General features: G+C 47.1%; 22 protein-coding genes, 1 other RNA gene and 4 pseudogenes. 12 read left to right on the top strand and 15 right to left on the bottom strand.

The features are described 5' to 3' along the window. Positions 1-21 precede the first annotated feature (21 nt). The 6 genes from WFN61_RS05995 to WFN61_RS05970 all read right to left on the bottom strand — a co-directional run bounded on the left by WFN61_RS05995 (position 22) and on the right by WFN61_RS05970 (position 4,218). Positions 22-1,071: a dipeptidase gene (locus tag WFN61_RS05995; RefSeq protein WP_257758335.1), complete on the bottom strand. Its 1,050-nt coding sequence runs from the start codon at positions 1,069-1,071 to the stop codon at positions 22-24. A gap of 285 nt (positions 1,072-1,356) precedes the next feature. Next, positions 1,357-1,830, bottom strand: a complete 474-nt coding sequence (locus WFN61_RS05990; RefSeq protein ID WP_337038235.1) for a hypothetical protein — start codon at positions 1,828-1,830, stop codon at positions 1,357-1,359. A gap of 342 nt (positions 1,831-2,172) precedes the next feature. Beyond that, positions 2,173-2,619, bottom strand: coding sequence for a DUF943 family protein (locus WFN61_RS05985; protein WP_257758333.1), 447 nt, complete (start codon positions 2,617-2,619; stop codon positions 2,173-2,175). Between the two features lie 330 nt (positions 2,620-2,949). Beyond that, the gene (locus WFN61_RS05980) at positions 2,950-3,360 is read right to left on the bottom strand and encodes a DUF7079 family protein (RefSeq protein WP_337038231.1); all 411 of its coding nucleotides are present in this window, start codon (positions 3,358-3,360) and stop codon (positions 2,950-2,952) included. An 80-nt stretch (positions 3,361-3,440) separates the two neighbouring features. Continuing rightward, positions 3,441-3,704, bottom strand: a complete 264-nt coding sequence (locus WFN61_RS05975) for a hypothetical protein (RefSeq protein WP_257758331.1) — start codon at positions 3,702-3,704, stop codon at positions 3,441-3,443. After that, positions 3,694-4,218: a DUF2778 domain-containing protein gene (locus WFN61_RS05970; protein ID WP_257758330.1), complete on the bottom strand. Its 525-nt coding sequence runs from the start codon at positions 4,216-4,218 to the stop codon at positions 3,694-3,696. The genes WFN61_RS05975 and WFN61_RS05970 overlap by 11 nt, the downstream gene beginning before the upstream one ends. 260 nt (positions 4,219-4,478) lie before the next feature. On the opposite strand from WFN61_RS05970, the gene WFN61_RS20945 reads away from it, so the two are divergent. Beyond that, a complete protein-coding gene (locus tag WFN61_RS20945; RefSeq protein WP_374544319.1) occupies positions 4,479-4,697 on the top strand; it encodes a phage polarity suppression protein in 219 nt (72 codons plus the stop codon). 816 nt (positions 4,698-5,513) lie between these two features. Here WFN61_RS20945 and WFN61_RS05965 read toward each other — a convergent pair. The 6 genes and pseudogenes from WFN61_RS05965 to WFN61_RS05940 all read right to left on the bottom strand — a co-directional run bounded on the left by WFN61_RS05965 (position 5,514) and on the right by WFN61_RS05940 (position 10,710). Further along, a complete protein-coding gene (locus WFN61_RS05965) occupies positions 5,514-5,813 on the bottom strand; it encodes a contact-dependent growth inhibition system immunity protein (protein WP_257758329.1) in 300 nt (99 codons plus the stop codon). A 12-nt stretch (positions 5,814-5,825) separates the two neighbouring features. Continuing rightward, entirely contained in the window at positions 5,826-6,650 is an 825-nt protein-coding gene (locus WFN61_RS05960; RefSeq protein ID WP_257758640.1) for an RNase A-like domain-containing protein, read from the bottom strand. Between the two features lie 217 nt (positions 6,651-6,867). Next, positions 6,868-7,532, bottom strand: a pseudogene (locus tag WFN61_RS05955) (phage integrase central domain-containing protein); the annotation flags it as partial. Positions 7,533-7,861: 329 nt separating this feature from the next. Then, positions 7,862-9,052 (bottom strand): hypothetical protein, encoded by a 1,191-nt coding sequence (locus tag WFN61_RS05950; RefSeq protein WP_257758328.1) that lies wholly within the window; start codon positions 9,050-9,052, stop codon positions 7,862-7,864. A 1-nt stretch (position 9,053) separates the two neighbouring features. Next, the gene (locus WFN61_RS05945) at positions 9,054-10,076 is read right to left on the bottom strand and encodes a site-specific integrase (protein WP_257758327.1); all 1,023 of its coding nucleotides are present in this window, start codon (positions 10,074-10,076) and stop codon (positions 9,054-9,056) included. A 1-nt stretch (position 10,077) separates the two neighbouring features. Continuing rightward, complete coding sequence (locus WFN61_RS05940) at positions 10,078-10,710, bottom strand: phage repressor protein CI (RefSeq protein ID WP_257758326.1); 633 nt, start codon at positions 10,708-10,710, stop codon at positions 10,078-10,080. A gap of 119 nt (positions 10,711-10,829) precedes the next feature. Between WFN61_RS05940 and WFN61_RS05935 the strand changes: the two genes are divergently transcribed. From WFN61_RS05935 to WFN61_RS05900, 8 genes and pseudogenes are all read left to right on the top strand, one after another. After that, the gene (locus tag WFN61_RS05935; RefSeq protein WP_337038227.1) at positions 10,830-11,072 is read left to right on the top strand and encodes a Rha family transcriptional regulator; all 243 of its coding nucleotides are present in this window, start codon (positions 10,830-10,832) and stop codon (positions 11,070-11,072) included. Positions 11,073-11,104: 32 nt separating this feature from the next. After that, positions 11,105-11,614 carry a phage regulatory CII family protein gene (locus WFN61_RS05930; protein ID WP_257758324.1) on the top strand — a complete coding sequence of 170 codons (510 nt, stop codon included), beginning with the start codon at positions 11,105-11,107 and terminating at the stop codon, positions 11,612-11,614. 7 nt (positions 11,615-11,621) lie between these two features. Next, positions 11,622-11,819, top strand: coding sequence for a phage filamentation protein Fil family protein (locus WFN61_RS05925; protein ID WP_257758323.1), 198 nt, complete (start codon positions 11,622-11,624; stop codon positions 11,817-11,819). Continuing rightward, positions 11,816-12,187 (top strand): hypothetical protein, encoded by a 372-nt coding sequence (locus tag WFN61_RS05920; RefSeq protein ID WP_257758322.1) that lies wholly within the window; start codon positions 11,816-11,818, stop codon positions 12,185-12,187. Before WFN61_RS05925 ends, WFN61_RS05920 begins: the two co-directional genes overlap by 4 nt. Before the next feature lie 70 nt (positions 12,188-12,257). Beyond that, a complete protein-coding gene (locus WFN61_RS05915) occupies positions 12,258-12,485 on the top strand; it encodes a DUF2732 domain-containing protein (protein WP_257758321.1) in 228 nt (75 codons plus the stop codon). Beyond that, on the top strand, positions 12,485-12,709 hold the full coding sequence (locus tag WFN61_RS05910; protein WP_257758320.1) for a TraR/DksA family transcriptional regulator: 225 nt from the start codon (positions 12,485-12,487) through the stop codon (positions 12,707-12,709). The genes WFN61_RS05915 and WFN61_RS05910 overlap by 1 nt, the downstream gene beginning before the upstream one ends. After that, positions 12,706-12,852: pseudogene (locus WFN61_RS05905) on the top strand (DNA adenine methylase); the annotation flags it as partial. The gene WFN61_RS05910 and the pseudogene WFN61_RS05905, both read left to right, overlap by 4 nt. 508 nt (positions 12,853-13,360) lie before the next feature. After that, positions 13,361-14,800: a toll/interleukin-1 receptor domain-containing protein gene (locus WFN61_RS05900; protein WP_257758319.1), complete on the top strand. Its 1,440-nt coding sequence runs from the start codon at positions 13,361-13,363 to the stop codon at positions 14,798-14,800. 27 nt (positions 14,801-14,827) lie between these two features. On the opposite strand, the pseudogene WFN61_RS05895 reads toward WFN61_RS05900, so the two are convergent. Both WFN61_RS05895 and WFN61_RS05890 read right to left on the bottom strand, forming a co-directional pair. Continuing rightward, positions 14,828-15,838 (bottom strand): annotated as a pseudogene (locus tag WFN61_RS05895) (phage portal protein). 56 nt (positions 15,839-15,894) lie between these two features. Then, positions 15,895-17,661, bottom strand: coding sequence for a terminase ATPase subunit family protein (locus tag WFN61_RS05890; RefSeq protein WP_257758318.1), 1,767 nt, complete (start codon positions 17,659-17,661; stop codon positions 15,895-15,897). 144 nt (positions 17,662-17,805) lie between these two features. Between WFN61_RS05890 and WFN61_RS05885 the strand changes: the two genes are divergently transcribed. From WFN61_RS05885 to WFN61_RS05880, 3 genes and pseudogenes are all read left to right on the top strand, one after another. Further along, complete coding sequence (locus WFN61_RS05885) at positions 17,806-18,660, top strand: GPO family capsid scaffolding protein (RefSeq protein ID WP_257758317.1); 855 nt, start codon at positions 17,806-17,808, stop codon at positions 18,658-18,660. A gap of 71 nt (positions 18,661-18,731) precedes the next feature. Then, positions 18,732-18,842: pseudogene (locus WFN61_RS20940) on the top strand (phage late control D family protein); the annotation flags it as partial. Between the two features lie 68 nt (positions 18,843-18,910). Beyond that, complete coding sequence (locus WFN61_RS05880; RefSeq protein ID WP_257758316.1) at positions 18,911-19,129, top strand: ogr/Delta-like zinc finger family protein; 219 nt, start codon at positions 18,911-18,913, stop codon at positions 19,127-19,129. Between the two features lie 115 nt (positions 19,130-19,244). Here the strand turns inward: WFN61_RS05880 and ssrA are convergent. Continuing rightward, positions 19,245-19,608, bottom strand: a transfer-messenger RNA (tmRNA) gene (ssrA, locus tag WFN61_RS05875). Between the last annotated feature and the right edge of the window lie 145 nt (positions 19,609-19,753).

The raw sequence follows: 19,753 nt of genomic DNA, 5'->3' as shown, positions 1-19,753 counted from the left end.
CAACTTTAAAAAGGTAACAGGTTATTTGCCCCAGGTGGCAGAGAGCACGTTCAGCCAGTTACGCCAGGCCAGTTTCTCCAGCAGTCGATCGTCGAATCCTGCCTTCGACAGCGCCAGCATCAGGCGGGGCAGACCTTCGACATCTTCCAACTGGTGCGGAACGTTAACCCCGTCAAAATCAGAACCAAATCCCACACGATCCTCACCAAGTTTAGCGATCAAATACGTAACATGTTTAACAATTTCCGTTATTCCGGTTGTCGTACTGTCGCGTTTTCCATCTGCCCGCAGGAAAGCGGTACCGAAATTGACGCCGACCAGCCCGCCGCTGCGGGCAATCGCCTCCAGCTGGGCGTCGGTCAGGTTGCGTGGCTGCGGGCAAAGCGCGTGGGCATTGGAGTGGGTCGCAACCAGCGGGGCGCGGCTCAGCTCAGCGGTTTGCCAGAAGGCTTTTTCATTCATATGTGAGACATCGATCAGGAGGCGCTGCCGGTTACAGGCACGGATTAACGCTTCACCCGCAGGCGTCAGGCCGGGGCCGGTATCGGGCGAACCGGGGAACGGCCCGTTAACGCCTTCGCCAAAAGCATTCGGCAGGTTCCAGAACGGACCAATGCTGCGCACGCCCAGCTGATAAAAGGCCTCCAGTTGCGATAGCCCGGCATCCATCATGCTGGCACCTTCAATATGCAGTACCACAGCGATCTGCCGATTAAGGCGGCACTGCTCAATCTCCTCGACCGTACAACAGATGCGCAGCTGCCCCTGAGAGGCCTGCTCGAGCTGGTGCATAATAGCGATCTGCCGCTCGGCGATGGCTAATGGGTCGAAGGCTGCACGCGCTTCGGCGTGCGTCTGCTTACGCATCTGTGCGATATAGCTAACGGGCGGTATGAACACCGCAAAGAGTCCGCCGCAGAAGCCGCCGCGCTGCATACGCGGGAAGTCGAGATGACCCGACGGGATCCCGGAGTAGAAGGCCGTGACCGGATCGTTGTCATGCTGTAGCCACAGGTTCAGCAGCAGATCGTTGTGGCCGTCAAACACTGGCCAGAGAGGGGCGAAGGGCATGGGCATTTTACTGAGTGTTTTCATTGATGATTACAATAACTGCATTGATTATTTTTTGATGTTTTTAATTTTAACTATCCATCTATAGTCATAGTCCTGCAGCTCACGACCGATAAAAAGCTCGGATAACGCATACCATACTGAGATGCGGATAGCTAATTCTGCCCCGTTAAAGCGCATCAGTTTCTCTCCTGAGATTTTTTCGCAGTTTAGCCTCAAAAATCTTACTGTTACTATAGGTAGGAGCTAGGAGCGGCCTTATGCCGGGATCTCTTACATATTACATCAACGACGACCGTCTGCACGAGCGAGTGGAGGATTGGCTGAAATATCAATAAATTTCTTAAAGCCAAATCGGCGCGATACGCCACGCGGATCAGAAAACGGCAATCTTAATGAAGGATCTCTCATTACTCTTACGGTCCAGGTAGTATCTCCAAAAAAACTAAAATCAATATAATCATCTCGCACTCGCATTTTTTCAAAGGTACCCGTGAGATACTGTCCGCCCAAAGAGACGACCTCAAGCAAGCCCTTTTTTAAATTTATAAGCGATATTTTCGGGGTTTCTTCATAATCGATACCATCAGTTGTAAATAATAGGTAGAGATCAACGTCAACAAAAATTGCGGCTTCAAGAATCTTTCCAGAAATGATGATTTTGGTATTAGCGTTATTAATATTGACATAACACTGAGTTTCTGAAAAAGCGTCAGAGTCTTTGGCTATTTCTAGCGATACGGTATCAATTAATTTCATTTCTAATTATTCCTGAGTTCGTGTTAAGGACTGTATCAGGTGAAACCCTTGTCAGTCTGAGCTGATTTACGAGTTTGGGTGGTCTTTTCAGCCCATTCCTCTCTGTGATGGTGTTTGTGGGCATTGCCTCCATCGTGGTCGCGATGGTGGGCGGTATATGGTGAGCAAGCTTTATCAGGGTTTAACTCGTGTTAAGGATAAGTAATGGGGGCTCGGCACTGTATCCGCGCCTTGTAAAGAGCTTGTTGGTTCGTGCTTTTGGCGGTCGCTTAGTATGAACTTATTGTTTTCCATAGTAAATTATTCTTAGTTTATTTTTTGAATGGTTAAAATTATTGTTTTTTATTCTAAAGTGACTTGGCCATTAGCATTCTCAATATACGTTTTACCGTCTATGTTTATGAATTTTTTACCTTTAAGGTTGCCTCTAATAATTATTGCAATACTATTATATACGCATTTATGATGCTTCCCATCAGTATCATCAAAGCAGGCGTAATCGTCGATGGAACCATCTCTTGTTCCTTTGGGTAATTGTTCATAACCATTGAAGTTCATGATGGTAACTGTGAAGTTATAAGGTGTATTAATAACATGATATTTTTGCTGAAGTAAATCCTTGTTTTTCATCCACCAGCTTAATTTTCCCTCTGTACTTAATGGCAAATGTTCTACAAAAACAGCACCCTTATCCACTCTGACTATTTTGGTTGGTCTTACAGTAATCCATAAAAAATATGCGGCTATTAAAGCAACTATAATAGCTCCAATCCTTTTATAATTAAACATTGGTTTCTCCTGTCAATGTTATAGTGGCTTAAAATTACTATATACTTAAGTGGTGCAGTTGGGGTTTTTCCCAACCTTTTTGTAGCTGAAAATGTAGTCTGGGTGTTTCATTTTGATTTCAGTGTCTGAAAGTTTCTTAGCAATCAATGCCATTGTGGGCTCCTCAGTTTTGGACCCTTTTCAACGGGTCCTGTTCAGGGTGCCATAAGTAATAGATTTCAGCAATTCTCACTAAACGATTACAGACACAAAAAAGCCCGCAGGGCTTTCAAGACTTTACATCAGGCTCTGGTGACCATCGACAAAGAAAGCGTATATCAATCGCTTCGCTTAACAGGCTTTTGGGTTTATTTCCTGTGTGCATTTATCCAGCTCGGCAGTAAGCCTGTTTAGCTCATCCCGAATGTGTTTCCTACGCAGTTTTAACAATAAACTGGCTGGAACAACACGCTCAATAATGGTCGGCTTCCTGCTCACATACTGTATTATGAGCCGTTTAACATCTTCTTCTGTCCAGCCATCCATCACCGGCGTTGGGTTATAAAGAAGATTATCCTGGAAGGCAGGGGCAACTTCCTCATCCAGAATCGTGAAGATCTCTTTACGGCTTAACGCTGACTTCTTCAGCGCCTGCGCTATCCATCTGTAGTCATAGTCCTGAAGCTCACGACCGGTAAAAAGCTCGGATAACGCGTGCCATACTGGGATGCGGATAGCTAACTCTGCCTCGTTAAAGCGCATCAGTTTCTCCTCTGTACTTTTTGCTCGCGATTTATCTTATTGCCGATGAACGCAAGCTGTTGATACCTGCTATAGCCTTTTTAATTAAAATTCATTCGCATGGCACGAAGGATCCTATTAATTGCAGCAATAAGTATTAGAGCAACAATCCCGTTAACGATCAGCAGCGTTATCAGTAAAGCTAAATCATGATCGCCACCTGTGCATTGAATGGATGAAGCTCGACAGGCTCGGTCAACAAAATTAAGAATACTATCGGACACAGTTAATAAGACTCTGCTTTTTACTAAGCAGGTAGTGAGGGCAATAAAAAGAAGAGGATAAATAATTTTATTACCTAACATAACATGGCCCCTCAACCGAACCTTTTACCGTTACTGACACATATGACAGCAGGTTAGTATTATTAATCCTAAACTTCTGTACTCTAAGTAAAGAGTTCCGAAAAAACATAAACTCCGAACTACGAAAGAATGTGATACAACCCCATGATGTACCAGAACCGTCAGGCCGTAAAGGATGGGTCCTAAAATGTGAGCGTCTTACACCGCTGATAAAGGTTTCATCATCAATGCTGCCATCGGCCCGATACAAAGCAAACCATGTACTATGTTCGTTTCCGGTTGCAAAATCCTCTGCCCAAGTAAGAGTCCGTGATTTCCAGGGCCCTCTTGGGCGATCTACTATCCAGTACTTCCCGTTAGGTATCGCTGAATGGTCGATAAAAGAGCATTCAGGGCGATTGGTGAATGGCATATCACCGCTGAAAACTTCAAATTTACCAATGCCAGGGCATTGTAAGTACACTTTTTTTCGGTCGGCTGAAATTTGGTCAAAGTCGAGTAAGCAATCAATCATTTTATTTCCAAATGTTGTCAATTAACGCCAAAAAAGGGTACCACCATTTGATTTATGATTGAACAAAATAGTTGAGGGTAAAATCCGAATAATACATTCTTGTGATTTATTAATTCTAAAAATTGATAGATGATAATTATGTTTTTATTACGATCTGCGCCAATTTATTAAGTTCACGAAGCAGGAAAGTAATATGGCTGACAAGGGGGTTACTCGTTCACATGGAAAAGTTTAGTGCCTTAGCATCCGGCAAGAGCTGAATGACTTTATGCTGCGCTCATGGTGCGAAGTTAGACGTCGCCCTTGCTCCGAAGCTGATGAACCTGAACAGCCAACCTACGCTGATAAAAAATCGCGTCCTTGACCGTGCTACAGCGTATGTGCGTGATGCGTTGGCAGCCTGGCTGGAAGAAGGTGCAGAGACTAGTTATGCGGCACAGGATAATGACATTTTAACCACTATAGGATTCAGGCCTTAAAAGGCCCCGCACGTTGATTAATAGGAAAAATATAACTCAGCACAAAATTTGATTTATGCGCGTCGTAAAGCCGGACATGCAGTCCACGAGCCGGTGTGAAAAAACGCTAAATTCCCGTCAATTTAATATTTTTATGGTTAGGGTTGCTGTGGTTATAACACTTATAAAAAAGCATTGTATCATTACAAGCTTTTATGGCGTCTCTTTGCTTTGTTGTGCTTTTAAATATGACAAAACAGGCTAAGATTATTAGGGAGATCAATGGGGTTATAAGCCATTGCCATTTTGGGACCCTCGATTTTTTGACCCTTCGTTGTGGGTCCCATCCAGGGTGCCAAAAGTGATAGCTCTCAGCAATTCTCGCTGAACAACAACAGGCACAAAAAAGCCCGCCAGGCTTACGCCTTACGGGCTTTCGGGACTTCATCTCAGGCTCTGGTGACCATTGACAAAGAATTTTGTTGGGTTGGCGGAGTCTGAATAAATTATTTAATGTATTGTTTTTATTGATAATTCATTAATTCAACTTTCATTGGTATACCTAAACGTATACCAATGGCGATTTGTTGCAGTGTTTCCTGTGGTTGAGCAAACCTGTTTTTTGAATGGAGCACATCAAGAAAAAAGTTTTTTTGCATTTAACTGTTCACACTGTTCATCTTTGATTTTTACAATTAATTTCATGCGGTTAGATGGTGAACATACGGTGAAGGGTGAACCGTGGACTGTTCACCCTTAAGTTATGTTTAGAAAGTAAAAGACCGGCTGTTGCCGGTCTGAGGTCGGTTAAGTCGCTGCGGGTTTGTCTTCCTGTAGCTACTTCGAAGAAAGTGCAAGTCTGCGCACTGTCATCAGGAAATCGAAGGGGGTTGAATCCCACAACTCAGGTGAAAAATCAAATCCATACCGGCTTTTGAACTCCTCATCCAACTTGTCTCCGTAAAGCTCAAGGAAAGAATCGACCTCTTCGGCTAACTCTTTTAACATCCAGTTGGGGGCTGTTTTTTTATAGAGTTTAACAGTGCCCTCAATAGTATTCTCTCCCTCATTTATGAGGTCATAATCCTGATTGAAATAACCCTGAATCAGCTGATCAAGATGATAGAAACTTTGCATAATCCACCTGTCCTATGGGGTCGGGAATGCTGTAAGGATATAGTAAGGTTTTCCGTTATACTCTTGCAGTTCGATAACAATCCTCACTCCACGCATGCTGATGCGCTGTGTGCTGCCTCGCGTGAATCCATACCCAACCTCCTGCCCGACAGGATAATTGATGGTAAGGCGTCCACCGTTTTTACCACCTCCGAGTAAAGATTTTATATTTGCCCGGTTAAGATAGACTGCCTTCGAAATAACATTTTCAGCAACATTTAAATCTTTAAACGTTGAAGACATTAAAAGTCGCTTATTTTTCTCGAATCGGGCAAGTAACTCACTGTCAGTTTTTCCGACATGATTTGCGAGTGTATGCCCACCGGGTTTGAGACCCGTAACTGATTCATGCTGGATCAATTTGATGCGGCCAGCTTTAATTGCAGCTACACGGACGGCACCAATAGCCGCTGCAAATCCAAGCGGAACGGCTATATCAACTGTCATGCCGATATTGAGGGCGGTGTCTTCATCGGCACCAAGTTCTCTTGCCGCGCTCACAGCGATCTGCCAGGTGGCTGAGCGCGTATCACGACCGGTTATCACCTGTCTGGCTGCGCTTTGAACAGCGTCAAGACTATGTGCACCAACAACCACACATCCCGCTTTCGTTAGTCCTGTTGGTTCTGGTGCGATACATAGTGCCGTGGCACCGACCATTTCTACCGCTCCGAGTAAAACACCAAGTCCACCCAATAATCGGTTACTCAGCGTTTCCGCCTCTGTAACGCTCTTATCTGAAAGCACCGCCGCCAGTTGTACCGGTGACATAACAACGATCATTCCACCTTCTTCCATCACAGTATCCCATTCCCCCATATCCTTACTCAATAATAGCCAAAACTTTCTTCGGTTGATAAGAGTAAATTCTTAACCTTCCTTATTTATTTAAACTCATCATATTCAGCTGATATAAAAAGACCGGCTGTTGCCGGTCTGGAGTTGTTTATGTCGTTGCGGGTTCATCGCATTTCGGCAGCCAGTCGCCGTAGCTTTCCTCTTTCAGCGACAGATTGGTTTGTATCCCCTGCTTTTTGGGCTTCTCAAAGGCCATCCCAATTCCTGAAGCTGGGTTGGCATCAATCAGACCAGTGTTTACGGCATAAATCATTATTTCATTAATGCGCTGCACCAATCGACGTACAGTCTCAAGCGCCCCACGAGCTTTGATTGGCTCAAGCGCTTCAACCAATGTTCGGGCTTTAATTTGCTGAACGGGGATCTCACCAACGGCGGGGAATACATCTTTCTCTAATGAGCGCCAAATGTCTTTTGCGTAATCTGGGGTAACGCTTTTGCTTTTGAGCTGGAACCAGTTAGCGGCGACCGTTGAAAAAATATTGTCCAAAGCGATTTGCTGCTGTTCCTCTGCAACTTCAGCTTGAATTTGCGGGTTAATTCCATCGGCTAACAAGGCAAGGTAATCCGCACTTAACCTTCCGGCACCAGCTAGCGAAAGGGCGGGAAGGCACAGAGCCCTATCATTGTCCGGTGTTTTGTTGCTGAACGTTGATAACGAAAGCACCAGAGTTTCTTGACGCTGGTTTTCACTATCAGGAAAAGCCCATCGCCATCATGCAGCGTTAGAGCCTCCTCTAATGCTTTAGCGTACGGAAATTCGGTGTTGGTCAAAGAGCGTGTTGTCCGTGCTACTGTAACCGCTCTTTCATGACGAGGTATACGCTTTTAGGATACATCTCACCGTAACCCTAGATGTAAACCAATAATCATCGGGTTAAGCCAGATGTCCTCAGACAAATTACAGGCACAAAAAAGCCCGCAGGGCTTGCGCCGTGCGGGCTCTTAGGACTTCATCGGATGACTCTGGTAATCACCGATGGAGAATTTTGGTGGAGCTGGCGGGAGTTGAACCCGCGTCCGAAATTCCTACATACTATAATAACTACTATAAAAACAGGCAGTTACCTTTAAAAACAGCGCCTTAGTCTTAAGGGGTGTTTATTAGTTTTACGCGTTTTTAATGTTGTGCCGCCATTTTGCCGCCACCATCATCCAATGATTTTGTCGTAATCAAACAGTCTATCAATCCAAACTTCAAGTTTATAGAAGTCCGTTAAAGGGTACAATTTAACAATATCTTCATAGAGATTTGAGATTCCTGCTAATTTTTCCCTTTTACGCAAAAAATTTTCTGCGTCTTCCTGTTCAGATGTTTTGAAATCATCATGCTGGTAATCTAAGGTTTTTAAAACCTGCCAAGATACTGGTGGTGTAAATTCAAATAAATCTTTCAAACGTGGGCAATACTCTTTTAGTATCGTTTGTCTATAAGTTGCTTTAGGGGGAAGTACAACATTAATTGAGCGAGGTGTTTTATTTGCATTAGGCATTCTTGTTGAATGGTATGCGATCCCGAAAATAGGAGAGTTAGTGCGGCGACTTATCCACTGCATTAACAAGTTTGGGATTATATACTCTTGAATAAAGGATGCGTTAGCGTTCTTCTTAATATAACTACAAGAAAGAATCAAAGGCCATAAAATTAAGTAAGATGCCTTTCTCCAGTTAGTTTCTTTTAATTCCTCTCCATTCAAAAGGCCTGTGGTTGGTTTGTTTAATATGTCAGGCGAGAAGTTTAATATTTTAGATTTCGTATCATAAGAAATAAAGGATGATAGATATAGTTTATCAAAATCAGGTTTGTTCATTTCTTGCCAGCATACATATAAAGACGTACCCAGATACAGACATGGTAATCCAGCTACTGAGTACCTTTGTGCACTTACGTTTTGTCTCTTAGTAAAAGGAATATGAAATATATCCTCTCTTTCTGACAGTGGAGTATCAGACTTTCTGACTCGGAATAATGGTTTGTTTTTATTGCAGATATCTTTTAGGGGAATGGCAATTCTTTGAATGTGTCTGTTAATTGTATCCGCAGAGAAGGTATCATCGAAAGCATCATAAGCAGATTTAATATCACCAGATAAAAATTCCTCAAGACACTTAGTGATTCCATCGACAATCACACTTATCCGTTTTATCAATAATGTGAAATTTATACCAGAAATATTTTCTTCATCATATTTCTTGAGGGCGTTTACATAGTATTCACATCTTCCCTTAAAGTCTGAAACAATATCGGTTTTTAGTGTGATTGGAGGAGATATACGGTTGGATGTCAAAATTTCATTAATTATATTGTTTAGATCAATCTCTTTGCTTTTCTCAATTTCCATTTTATTGCCTTACAAATTGGTCAAAGGATTTTTTATACACCGCATCTTCAATATGCTCGGGAGAAAAGTGTGCATATATCATAGTCATTTTAATATCGGCATGGCCCAGAATTTCTTTAAGCACAAATATATTTCCGCCGTTAATCATAAAGTGACTGGCGAATGTATGACGCAGCACATGCGTGCACTGGCCTTCAGGCAAGTCGATACCCGCTCTTTTTACTGCACGCTCAAAAGCTTTTCTGCATGGCGTGAATAGCTTCCCTCTGTTTTTGGGGAGTTCGTCGTACAGCTTCTGAAATATCGGTACGGTTCGGTTTTTCTTGCCTTTGGTTTTGGTGTAGGTGATTCGGTATTTAGATAACTGATGGCCCTGCATGTTTTCGGCTTCACTCCATCGCGCGCCGGTGGCCAGGCATACCTTTGCGATCATCAACAGGCTGGGACTTTGAGAATCAGCGCAGGCATCTAACAGGCGTTTAATTTCGTCGGGGTCCAGGAACGCTAGTTCTCCCTCTGCGATTTTGAATGTTGGTAGCCCGGCAAGCGGGTTAGGTGCTGACCAGTGGCCCAGCTTTTTCAGGGTGCCAAAAACGGATGATAAGTTACGCTGTTCCAGGTTTACCGTGCGGGGCTTTACTGGCGACATTAGCGCGCCGTCTTCGTTATGTACCCCACCTTTTAATCGTGCTTCACGATATTTTGTAAAGTCACCGGCGGTTAACTCAGAGGCGACGGGATCGCCCAGCCCATTGCAGATAATATTCAGTTTCGTCATTAGGCGCTTGGGGTCTGCGAGCGTCTGGCCGTAAAGGGAGTGCCACTGCTCAATCAATTCTGACAAACGCCGCCGATCTTCCTTCTCACCCAGCCACGGCTTTTTGTTCACTTCATCCATAGTGAAGTTTTCGAATGCTACAGCCTCGCCCTTAGTCGCAAATTGCTTGCGCACGCGCTTGCCGTCACGCCCGTTCGGGTAACACTCGCACAACCATTTTCCGTTCGGCTGTTTTCTGATGGTCATATCAGAGGCTCTTAATGATTTTCAATGCGCGGCCAACAACCTCGATATCATCCAGGCTGCACTCAAACGAAGAGTCATCTTGATGCACAACTAATCTGTTTCCCGGAAGGCGAGTTAACTTAACAATGCTTTTTATCCCGTCGATATCGACTAACCACATCCCATTCACTGGTGGTGTCTGGTTACGGTCAACTAAATATGAATCGCCAGTGGTATTTACGAGAAACAGTTCGCTTGAGTCACGGGGAAGCAGACTACTATCAATGATGGCCTTCCCGGCTTCAACCAACGAACCTCCTATAAGGGTAGCCTTGTCGATCTCTGGCGATACAAGTTCAGCAAGAGGTTTTACCTTGCTGGAGTTCACAAAATTGATACTTTTTTTATCATCAATTTTTGCTCCTGGTTCGCCTTGTCCTGTGGTTAGCCAGAGTAAAGAAACGCCTGTTTCAAGAGCGCATTGGATCACCCATTCTGCAGGAAAGCTGTCTCTTAAATATCTGTTTGCCATAGTGCTTTTAGATGCGCCTAGGTGATCGCATAGCTGCTGTCTGGACTTGAAATCATAAGCAGCCATCAACCTATGGATAGCCTCTCTACCCCCTGTATTCTCGCCAGCTTTCACCTGTATCATTTTTTAATCCTGTTTATGTATCAAATATTGGATAGTAGTATCTAAATTGTTCAAATGTTGAATCGCATAAAACAAGATAAAACGACATAAACCAAACCTTAATCGAGTGATACTGCACTATGAGCACTGATATTTCAATTCGTGTACCAAAAGAGATGGCTACGCCTGCAGAGTTCGCGGAATGGGAAGGAATTTCTCGCGGCTCTGTTTATCAAAAAATCCATCATGGTCAGCTTGCTAAGTACATGGTTAAAAAGGATAAAAATAAGAGGCGCGTGTGCCTGCGTTACCTAATGTACAAAACCGATCAGGTTCGCGAGTCCCTCGGTCATTCTAACTCCCGCGTCATTGTTGGGCTGTAAGTTCAATATTGAGACATAAAAGGATTTACAGCATGTTTGATTTTAGGGTTTCCACACATTGCCACTATGACGAAGCTTGCCAGACATTTGCGGCGCGTCACAACTTGGCCGAGCTTGCAGACAAAGCAGGCATTAAGCCACAGACACTGCGTAATAAGCTTAACCCGGAGCAGCCGCATCAGCTGACAGCACCGGAAATTATGCTGCTGACTGATATCACCGAAGATTCAACGCTGGTCGATGGCTTTCTGGCACAACTGCACTGTATGCCATGTATGCCGGTCAACGAGCTGGCTAGTGAAAAGCTACCAGTTTATGTCATGAAGGCAACGGCAGAAGTGGGCCAGCTCGCAGCTGGTGCAATATCAACGGAGCGCATGACGCAGTGTCGAAAAAATTCGATGGTGTCCAGTGTCAATGTCGGGATCCGCTGCCTGTTTCTGGCCGCTATGGCAGTGCAATGCCGTATCCAGGGCAACCCTGCGGTAGCTGGCGCTGTAGATACTGTCAGCGGCATCGGCGCAACCTTCGGCCTGATGTGAGGTGAGCATGAAAAATGAACCCTCATTCGCATCGCTGCTTGTTCGCCAAAGCCCATCCATGCATTACGGCCACGGCTGGATCATGGGAAGCGACCGTAAACGCTGGAACTCCAGCCGCGACCAGTCAGCATTATTAAGTGAACTGCGCACAGTGCGCCCCGCGTCGTTTAAGCGCCGGGTTAAAGCTTTTTTGAGGTTGATATGATTAATAACATGTCCGCACCAATCAATGCAGGTGCGACGCCGTTTAATAATGCTGGTTGTACTGTTGCGGAGCCGGAGAAAATGAGTGGTGAGGAATGTCTTGCTCTGTTTCATCAGAAATTAAAAGCCACGCAAAACGGTGCGTTGCGTAATTTCAACAAGCTGAATGATGATTTTAAATTTTCTGTTATGACGCTGGCAAATCGCAACGAGCCAGGCGCGTTTAAGAGTGATGAGGTCGGCAGGCCGTTTGAATATTTCGACCATGCCCGTCGGTTGTTGCTGATTAAAGCGATGAACGAAATAGCGCGCTGGGGCGAAATTTTACCCCGTCGTTTCTCGCTGCATGAAAGCGTACTACCTGAGTAATTAACCCCAAACGAAATTAATGGCGTAAACCCGCCGGGCATTCTTTTGCCCAAATTCTGGAGAAATGAATATGCGAAATACCGAAACCCGTAATTTCAAAGCTGACAGCGATGCGCTGACCGTATTGCTGACAGCCGCAAAAAACGAGGAGCGTAAAGACCGCGCACTCGCTGTTTCAATCCGTCTTGAGTCGCTGGCTATCCACATTACCCAGAAGGGGCTGAACGGCAAAGAAGCCGCCGAACTGCTGCGCCGTGAAGCTGCCCGCTTTGAAAACGAATCTCAGGAGTTGCACTAATGGCCGATTCAATGGATCTCGCACAGCAGCGCGAACAGGAAAACCGTGAGCGCCACATCCACAACGCGCGTAGCCGTCCGGCTGCGCCTTCTGCGTTCTTCTGCCAGGCGTGCGGCGGCGATATTCCTGCTGCTCGCCGGGCTGTGATTCCGGGCGTGCAGTGCTGTGTCACTTGTCAGGAAATCGCCGAGCTGAAAGGCAAGCACTACAAGGGGGCTATATGAGCACCATCCTGAAATGGGCGGGTAATAAAACCGCCGTTATGCCGCACCTGAAAAAGCACCTGCCCGCTGGCCCGCGACTGGTTGAGCCGTTCGCAGGTTCCTGTTCTGTGATGATGGAGACGGATTACCCCAGTTATCTCGTAACCCCGCACTAAAATGCCCGCCGGGTGCCGACGTTCTGATCCAGGCATTCGGGCGAACGCATTTCGCTAAGGTCGCGGGTCACGCCTTTATCACTGCGGACGGCGAAGCGCTGGACGATGTGGTGATTTTAGGCAGGGTTACGCACCTCATCAACCGCGCCATTAGCGATGATAATTGCCCTGTGATCTGAATATTTTGTCATTGCCGCGCCTTTCACGCGGTTGTGCATGTCTATGGTGCATGAAAATGAAGGATCGTTAGAGGATCGTTTACGCCCCGGCCCGCCAGTTCTGGCGGGCTTTTTGTTATCTCATGCACCTGCATGAAAACTATTACACAAAGCGCGCAAGCGTGGCGGGGCTACGAGCGCGCTATTATGGTTAAAATCCTGATTCTCAGGCTATTCGAAGCAATTGCTTGGGCTTGGTGTAGATCATGCGCACTTGTCCCGTGGGCATCGAGGAAGTATCTTAAGTAGAAAGAGCTAACTAGCAATAAGGTAAGATAATGGAACCAAAAATTTTCATTTCATACAGTTGGTCTACAGTAGCGCATAGAGGACGAGTAAAGCAGATTGCCGACAGGCTAATTGGCGACGGTGTAGATGTTATAATTGACATTTATGACTTGAAGGAAGGCCATGATAAAAATGCCTTTATGGAAAAACTTGTTGTTGATGACACTATCACTAATGTATTAGTAATGTGTGATAAAGCGTATGCTGAAAAGGCAGATCAAAAAATCAGAGGGGTAGGAACTGAATCTCAAATAATTTCACAACAAGTATATACTAAAGTTGCGCAAACTAAATTTATTCCTATTTTCTGTGAGTGTGATGAAAACGAAGAACCTTACTTGCCCGTGTTTATGGGTTCTTTAATTGGAATCGATTTCTCTACACCTGAAAAAGAAAATGAAAATTGGGAGCAATTAATAAGGCTTTTACATGGTCAACCGTTGCATAAAAAGCCTAAGCTGGGTTCACGTCCTTCTTTCCTTGATGAAACACGTTATGAGCCTACAAGTGAACCGTTAACAAAACTCAATGGGCTCAAACAAGCATTATTTCAAAATAAAAATGGCATCGCTCACTATAGGAATGATTTTTTAGCTTCGTCGTTTTCATATCTGGATACTTTGCGCGTCAGAGCTGAACCAGATGCCAAGACAGATGAAGCACTCGCTGCGAAAATTGTTAGCGACGTTACGGCTATGAAAGCAATTAGAAATCTATATTGCGAATGGTTCTCGTTAGAAATGGAGTTTACAGGGCAACAGGAATTGAGTGATGTTTTTGTTACATTCCTCGAGAAATTACTCATTTTGCCGACACGTCCAGAAGAACTTCGCTCATATCAAACAAATTGGTTTGATGCTCAACAAATATTTATTTATGAGATGTTCCTTTACCTTGTTTCATCTATGGTGAAGAAAGGGAAGTTCTCATTAATTAATGATGTTCTTTCATCTCACTATTTAGTTCAGGAAGGTCACGCTTCAAGAGAGAAAAATTTCGTCTCATTTGACTCTTTCTTTACAAGTTCAAATACTGTACAACATGCCCTTAGTAAAGAGCACCGATATTATAGCCCATCAGTTGAACTCATACGGCGTAACGCAGATCGTAATGATATAGTGTTCACGGATATTATAGAGGCAGATATATTGTGTTTGGCGTATTCTTGTTGTCATGAAGGGATTTACTGGTATGCCGCCACAACACCTTACATGGTTTACAATACTGTCCCTGATATTTTCTTGAGAGCAACACAACATAAAGGTTTTATAAAACTTAAAGAGGCGCTTGGGGTTGATAGCGCTGATGATTTTAGGTCTAGAATGGAAGAGAAACAACAGCAACATTTAGCGCAAAATTATGGATATGGTAGGGGTCCTGCGAGTTATAAAAACTTAATGAACCTAGATAATATTGACACTTTAAAATAAAACCGCCCTGTCGGGCGGTCTGTGGGGTCAGCTGGCGCTGTCATCGCCCAAATCCAGGCTGTACGGTTCCCAGCGGATCACCTGCTCTCCGATCCAGTCGTTCAGCTCTTCCATGCGCTTCTGTAATGGCAGCAGCTCATTACGTACAAAGACGCGGGCGGCCTTCTCAACGTCACCAAACCCGCCGGTGTTAGTCGGGATGATACCCATCAGCTGCGGCGGCACGCGATGGGCGGCCAGCATGTCATCACGGCTCACGTTCTTGATGTTCAGAAACTCATCCTTTGCCGCTACCTCTGACAGCGGGATGATCTGAATGCCGTCTTTCTTCCCGTTCGGGCTGTACATAAACAGGTTGCGGAAGTTGCCTGGGCCCTTCGATTTTTTCAGCGCTTCACGGATGTTATCCACGTCCTGTTGGTTAGCCGCGGGATCTGACATGTACATGATAAAACCCGCGTGGCTTCCGTTCAGGTAATACTTTCGACGGAACATGGTCGCGGACTCATTCAGCAGCGTGGACGGAATGGCGGAGAGATAATCCGGCAGGCCGTAAATCTCCTGGTTCAGATCCGCTTCCATCAGATGAAAAACCCGGCCCGGCGCAAACTCTTAGGGCTGCTTCTGGTAGCCGTACTGCACAAACCTGTAATGATCCGGGTGAATGCCGCGCCGGGTAAACTTGGCAAGCGACGCCTCAAGCGTCAGCGTGTCGCCTAACCGGTTTACCCGCTTCTCAAGGTAGGCGTTACCAAAGACAAGAAAATCCTGGACGAAACGGCCAAATGCCTGCTTGGACAGCAGGTGGTGCGGTTTAAAGGTGCTGACCAGAATGTTACGTTTCACCTGTATTGCGCTGCTGTGATGAACCGCTGCGCGGTACGTTCGCGCCAGCCCGTCCAGGCTAATGGGTGGCTCATACCACCTGTCGACCTGAACGCATTCCAGATAATCCAGCAGTTCGCGGCGATCAAGCACCGGCACGGGGTCCCCGAAGGAAAATGCTTCGGCATGTGCGCCGCCGGTTTGTTCTGTCATGGTCTGAGCGGCAGGCTGGCGGGGCAGCTCCTGCGCGCGGGGCTTGCGTTTACCCATCAGTAAATCTCCACAATAGTGCTGTTATTCACCGTTGCGCCTTCCAGCGGTTCGTTAAAGAGTGCGTGCATGGTTGCCCATGCCAGATCTGCATGGCTGGCTTCCTCGCTGCGGCTGGCCTCATACGTTGGCCGGTTTCCGCTTGCCGTGGTGCTTTTGCGGATCGCCATAAAGGACTGGGCTACATCGGTCATACCCGCGTCAAACTCAAGACGGCGGCTCGCGATGATGTCGTAGGCTTTGAGCACCAGGGCGTTTTTGACGTTGGGGTTGTAGACAAACTCACGGACGCCGGGATAGAACGCCTTCACGTTCTCATAGACGCCGTGGCCCACGCCGGTCGAGTCGATGCCGATATAGGTCACGTTAAACTGCAGGGTCAGCTGCCGGATGGCTTCTGCCTGGGCGCGGAAGTCCATCCCGCGCCACTGGTAGCGCTGCTGGATGCGGAACTTGCCGCCAGGCACCAGAGGGGGCGCAATCACTACGCACCCGGCGCTGTCGCCGTTCGTTGTCCCTTTCGCAGGGTCATAGCCGATCCATACCGGGCGGTTAGCAAACGGGCGAATCATCAGCGGCTCAAAATCGTCCCAGACTTCCCAGCTGTCCACTATGCAGCCCTGCATAAGGGCCAGGTTAAACACGGACGCCAGATCGTCCATAAATACGCACATCAGCAGGTTCTGGTAGTCCTCCGGGCTGTAACGCTGGCGCAGCTGCTCCAGGTCGAACAGGTCGCAGCCACCACGCACCGCATCTTCCACGGTGATGATCTGGCGATACTGGCCGTCAGCACAGAGTGCGCCTCGCGCCAGATGGCTGTGCGAAAGGTCAATTTCTACCTTGTCATGCTTTGTCCGGCCCTTATTAAACTGAGCGCCGGACCAGAACGGATAGGCGCTGTGCGTCAGGCTGGAAGGCGTGGAGAAGTAGGTTTCACGCCATTTTTTATGCAGCGCCATGCCGGACGCCACTTTCTGCAGCTCCTGGAATTTTGGTATCCAGAAATATTCGTCCAGATAGAGGTTGCCGTGATAGCTCTGCGCGGTCCGGGCGTTGGTTCCGAGGAAATACAGCGTCGCCCCGTTCGGCAGCATCATCGGATCGCCGCGCAGCTCTACATCAACCTCTTTCGCAAACTCAACAATGTACTGCTTGAAAACGTGAGCCTGGGCTTTACTCGCTGAGAGGAAAATCTGGTTGCGGCCGGTAATAAGTGCATCAATCAGTGCCTCACGGGCAAAAAAGAACGTCGCTCCGATCTGGCGTGATTTCAGCAGGTTCCTGACGGCGTATTTATTCCCGGCTTCCCACCACTGGCGCTGGTAGTCGAACATGGTGGAGTGGAAAATTTCTTCCAGCTTCTCGATTTGGTTATCGGTGAAAACGTTTTTCTCTGGCGGCCTGCGCGGGCCTTTGTTGCGGTTGGCTACCTTCGGATTGAGATCGGCCTCGTTACCCCCATCGTTAAATTTACCGATCCGGGCGTGGCGTTCTGCCTGACGGGCCAGCAGGTCAATCTCCTTAAAATCTCGACCCTCCTTTGCGGGCTTCATGATGAGCTGGCAATAGCGCGCCGCCGTGGTCAGCTGCATCTGATCCAGAGGACCGATCTCGCTCCACTTGTCGCGCTTTTTCCAGCTGTGAACAGTTGCGGGTTTCTCTCCCAGCATTTCAGCAATGCGGGCGATGCGTATACCGCTAAAATACAGAAACATCGCCTGTTTTCGCGGGTCGAGGTCCGGGTTAATCGTCGTCATGTTCATGGCGTCAGACTACGGCCCCGCGTTCACCTGCGCCGCTTCGCCCTGTTGGCCATTTTTCCCACAATGGCCGCGCATTGTTTATCCCTCCCCTGAAACGCAAACATAAAGCCTCTCGACACGTCCAGAACAACCGGAGCCGGACAGATGGCAAAAAAATCAAAGCGTTTTCGTATTGGGGTGGAAGGTGCCACCACTGACGGGCGCGTCATTGAGCGCGTATGGCTGACCCAGATGGCGGTGAATTACAGCCAGCAGGTCTACACCGCTGTAGTCAATATGGAGCACATCAAGGGCTATACGCCTGACAGCTCTTTCCGCCGTTTCGGCATTGTGGAAGCGCTGGAAGCTGAGGAAATCAGTGAAGGCCCGCTGAAAGGCAAGATGGCGTTATACGCCTGGATTGTCCCGACTGACGAGCTGGTTTCCATGACCGCGAAGCTGCAGAAGCTTTTCACCTCAATGGAGGTAAACCCGAAATTTTCCGACACCGGGGAAGCCTATCTGGTCGGCATGGCTGTCACTGACGATCCGGCCAGCCTGGGCACGGAAATGCTGCAGTTCAGCGCAAATGCTGAAGCTAATCCGCTGGCACGTCGCAAACAGGACCGCGACAACCTCTTCACCGCTGCCGAAGAAACCCTCTTCGAATTTGAAGACTTGCCGGAAGAAAAGCCGAGCTTTTTCGCCAGCATCAAAGCGCTGCTGTCCCGTAAATCTGCTGACGACGACGCCCGCTTTGCTGACGTGCATCAGGCCGTTGAAGAGGTCGCGGGGGCACACCAGGCACTGTCTGAATCGGTGGCAGAAGTCGGCCAGCGCGTCGGCAATCTGAAAGATGATTTTTCACAGCGCCTGGATGCCATGCAGCAACAGCTGTCCACGGCAGAAACCGGGCTTTCAACCCTGCGCGAGAAGTTAACCGAGGAAGATAGCCGCAGCGATCGCCGCCCGTTCTCTTCCGGCGGTAACGGCAGCTCAGAACAATTAACCACCTGCTGACAGAGCATAAAACTCGATGAAAAAGAAAACCCGCTTTGCCTATAACGCTTACCTGCAGCAGCTGGCGAAGCTTAGACCAGGCAGACTGGACGATTACAACTGTGACCAACACTATCGGGGAGGGTGGCTTCACCACCTCGCTTGAGTTAGAGGTAAAAATAGCTGATCTCGATATGGAATAATTGGCTCTCGAAATTGAATAATAGTGTATCATTATTGCGATTTCAGCAAAGGCGGCGGGATAATAATTATGATGAACTGTCCAGATTGTGGTAGCGCGGCGCACACAAGAAGTAGTTTCCAGGCATCAAAAACTACTAAAGAGCGCTATAACCAATGCCAAAATATTAACTGTGAATGTACTTTCATCACTCATGAAACTTTTGTACGGTACATTGTAAAGACTGAAAGCGTTGCAAAGGTTCCTCCGCATCCTAGCGCTGGAGGTCAGAGCCATATGATTTTCTAACAAGACCCGCTTAATGCGGGTTTTTTTATTGCAGTCAGTCCAGGCGGCCGTCGCCATTTTGCCGCCACTGGCATAAAAAAAGGGGCTACGTTTTCACGTAACCCCTTGTTTTATTTGGTGGAGCTGGCGGGAGTTGAACCCGCGTCCGAAATTCCTACATCCTCGGCACTACATGCTTAGTCAGTCTTTACATTCGCTTGCCAGCTGCGGACAGACACGCCACTAACAAACTAGCCTGATTAGTTTTAACGCTTCAACCCCAGGCAAGGCATCCGCGCGATCTCTTTTGGGTTTGACCTCTCTTTGATCCCCGTCTTAAGAGCGGAAGCTAGGGAGAGAGGGCTCAGAGCAGGTTATTAAGCTGCTAAAGCGTAGTTTTCGTCGTTTGCGACTATTTTTTTGCGGCTTTTTACGAGGCAAACCGCCCCTCGGCATGCACCTTGGGTTTCGCAAATCCCGTCGAATCCAGAATCAGCCCCAATGTGTTGACTACAGTATAACAGGTTTTGCCATCAACGCACCAGTCCATATCGCTACAACATCTGTATGAGCCTCAGTTGGTTAAAGTATGAACAGGCTTGATTTATCACGCTGTAGCCGCTCCGTTGCCGCGGCTAAATCCTC

It is taken from the genome of Pseudescherichia sp. AS216 (assembly GCF_037152055.1).
Lineage (GTDB): Bacteria > Pseudomonadota > Gammaproteobacteria > Enterobacterales > Enterobacteriaceae > Pseudescherichia.
The sequence above is the reverse complement of the archived record's forward strand: the minus strand, read 5'-3'. Positions and strand labels throughout refer to the sequence as shown.

Bases quoted from the DNA above. Each gene is read 5' to 3' on its own strand.
- WFN61_RS05920 (WP_257758322.1), top strand. From the start codon at position 11,816: ATGATTAATAACATGTCCGCACCAATCAATGCAGGTGCGACGCCGTTT.
- WFN61_RS05910 (WP_257758320.1), top strand. From the start codon at position 12,485: ATGGCCGATTCAATGGATCTCGCACAGCAGCGCGAACAGGAAAACCGT.
- WFN61_RS05930 (WP_257758324.1), top strand. From the start codon at position 11,105: ATGTTTGATTTTAGGGTTTCCACACATTGCCACTATGACGAAGCTTGC.
- WFN61_RS05885 (WP_257758317.1), top strand. From the start codon at position 17,806: ATGGCAAAAAAATCAAAGCGTTTTCGTATTGGGGTGGAAGGTGCCACC.
- WFN61_RS05900 (WP_257758319.1), top strand. From the start codon at position 13,361: ATGGAACCAAAAATTTTCATTTCATACAGTTGGTCTACAGTAGCGCAT.
- WFN61_RS05925 (WP_257758323.1), top strand. From the start codon at position 11,622: ATGAAAAATGAACCCTCATTCGCATCGCTGCTTGTTCGCCAAAGCCCA.
- WFN61_RS05965 (WP_257758329.1), bottom strand. From the start codon at position 5,813: ATGCAAAGTTTCTATCATCTTGATCAGCTGATTCAGGGTTATTTCAAT.
- WFN61_RS05990 (WP_337038235.1), bottom strand. From the start codon at position 1,830: ATGAAATTAATTGATACCGTATCGCTAGAAATAGCCAAAGACTCTGAC.
- WFN61_RS05890 (WP_257758318.1), bottom strand. From the start codon at position 17,661: ATGAACATGACGACGATTAACCCGGACCTCGACCCGCGAAAACAGGCG.
- WFN61_RS05995 (WP_257758335.1), bottom strand. From the start codon at position 1,071: ATGCCCTTCGCCCCTCTCTGGCCAGTGTTTGACGGCCACAACGATCTG.
- WFN61_RS05935 (WP_337038227.1), top strand. From the start codon at position 10,830: ATGAGCACTGATATTTCAATTCGTGTACCAAAAGAGATGGCTACGCCT.
- WFN61_RS05950 (WP_257758328.1), bottom strand. From the start codon at position 9,052: ATGGAAATTGAGAAAAGCAAAGAGATTGATCTAAACAATATAATTAAT.
- WFN61_RS05975 (WP_257758331.1), bottom strand. From the start codon at position 3,704: ATGTTAGGTAATAAAATTATTTATCCTCTTCTTTTTATTGCCCTCACT.
- WFN61_RS05970 (WP_257758330.1), bottom strand. From the start codon at position 4,218: ATGATTGATTGCTTACTCGACTTTGACCAAATTTCAGCCGACCGAAAA.
- WFN61_RS05880 (WP_257758316.1), top strand. From the start codon at position 18,911: ATGATGAACTGTCCAGATTGTGGTAGCGCGGCGCACACAAGAAGTAGT.
- WFN61_RS05940 (WP_257758326.1), bottom strand. From the start codon at position 10,710: ATGATACAGGTGAAAGCTGGCGAGAATACAGGGGGTAGAGAGGCTATC.
- WFN61_RS05960 (WP_257758640.1), bottom strand. From the start codon at position 6,650: ATGGAAGAAGGTGGAATGATCGTTGTTATGTCACCGGTACAACTGGCG.
- WFN61_RS05985 (WP_257758333.1), bottom strand. From the start codon at position 2,619: ATGTTTAATTATAAAAGGATTGGAGCTATTATAGTTGCTTTAATAGCC.
- WFN61_RS05945 (WP_257758327.1), bottom strand. From the start codon at position 10,076: ATGACCATCAGAAAACAGCCGAACGGAAAATGGTTGTGCGAGTGTTAC.
- WFN61_RS05980 (WP_337038231.1), bottom strand. From the start codon at position 3,360: ATGCGCTTTAACGAGGCAGAGTTAGCTATCCGCATCCCAGTATGGCAC.
- WFN61_RS20945 (WP_374544319.1), top strand. From the start codon at position 4,479: ATGACTTTATGCTGCGCTCATGGTGCGAAGTTAGACGTCGCCCTTGCT.
- WFN61_RS05915 (WP_257758321.1), top strand. From the start codon at position 12,258: ATGCGAAATACCGAAACCCGTAATTTCAAAGCTGACAGCGATGCGCTG.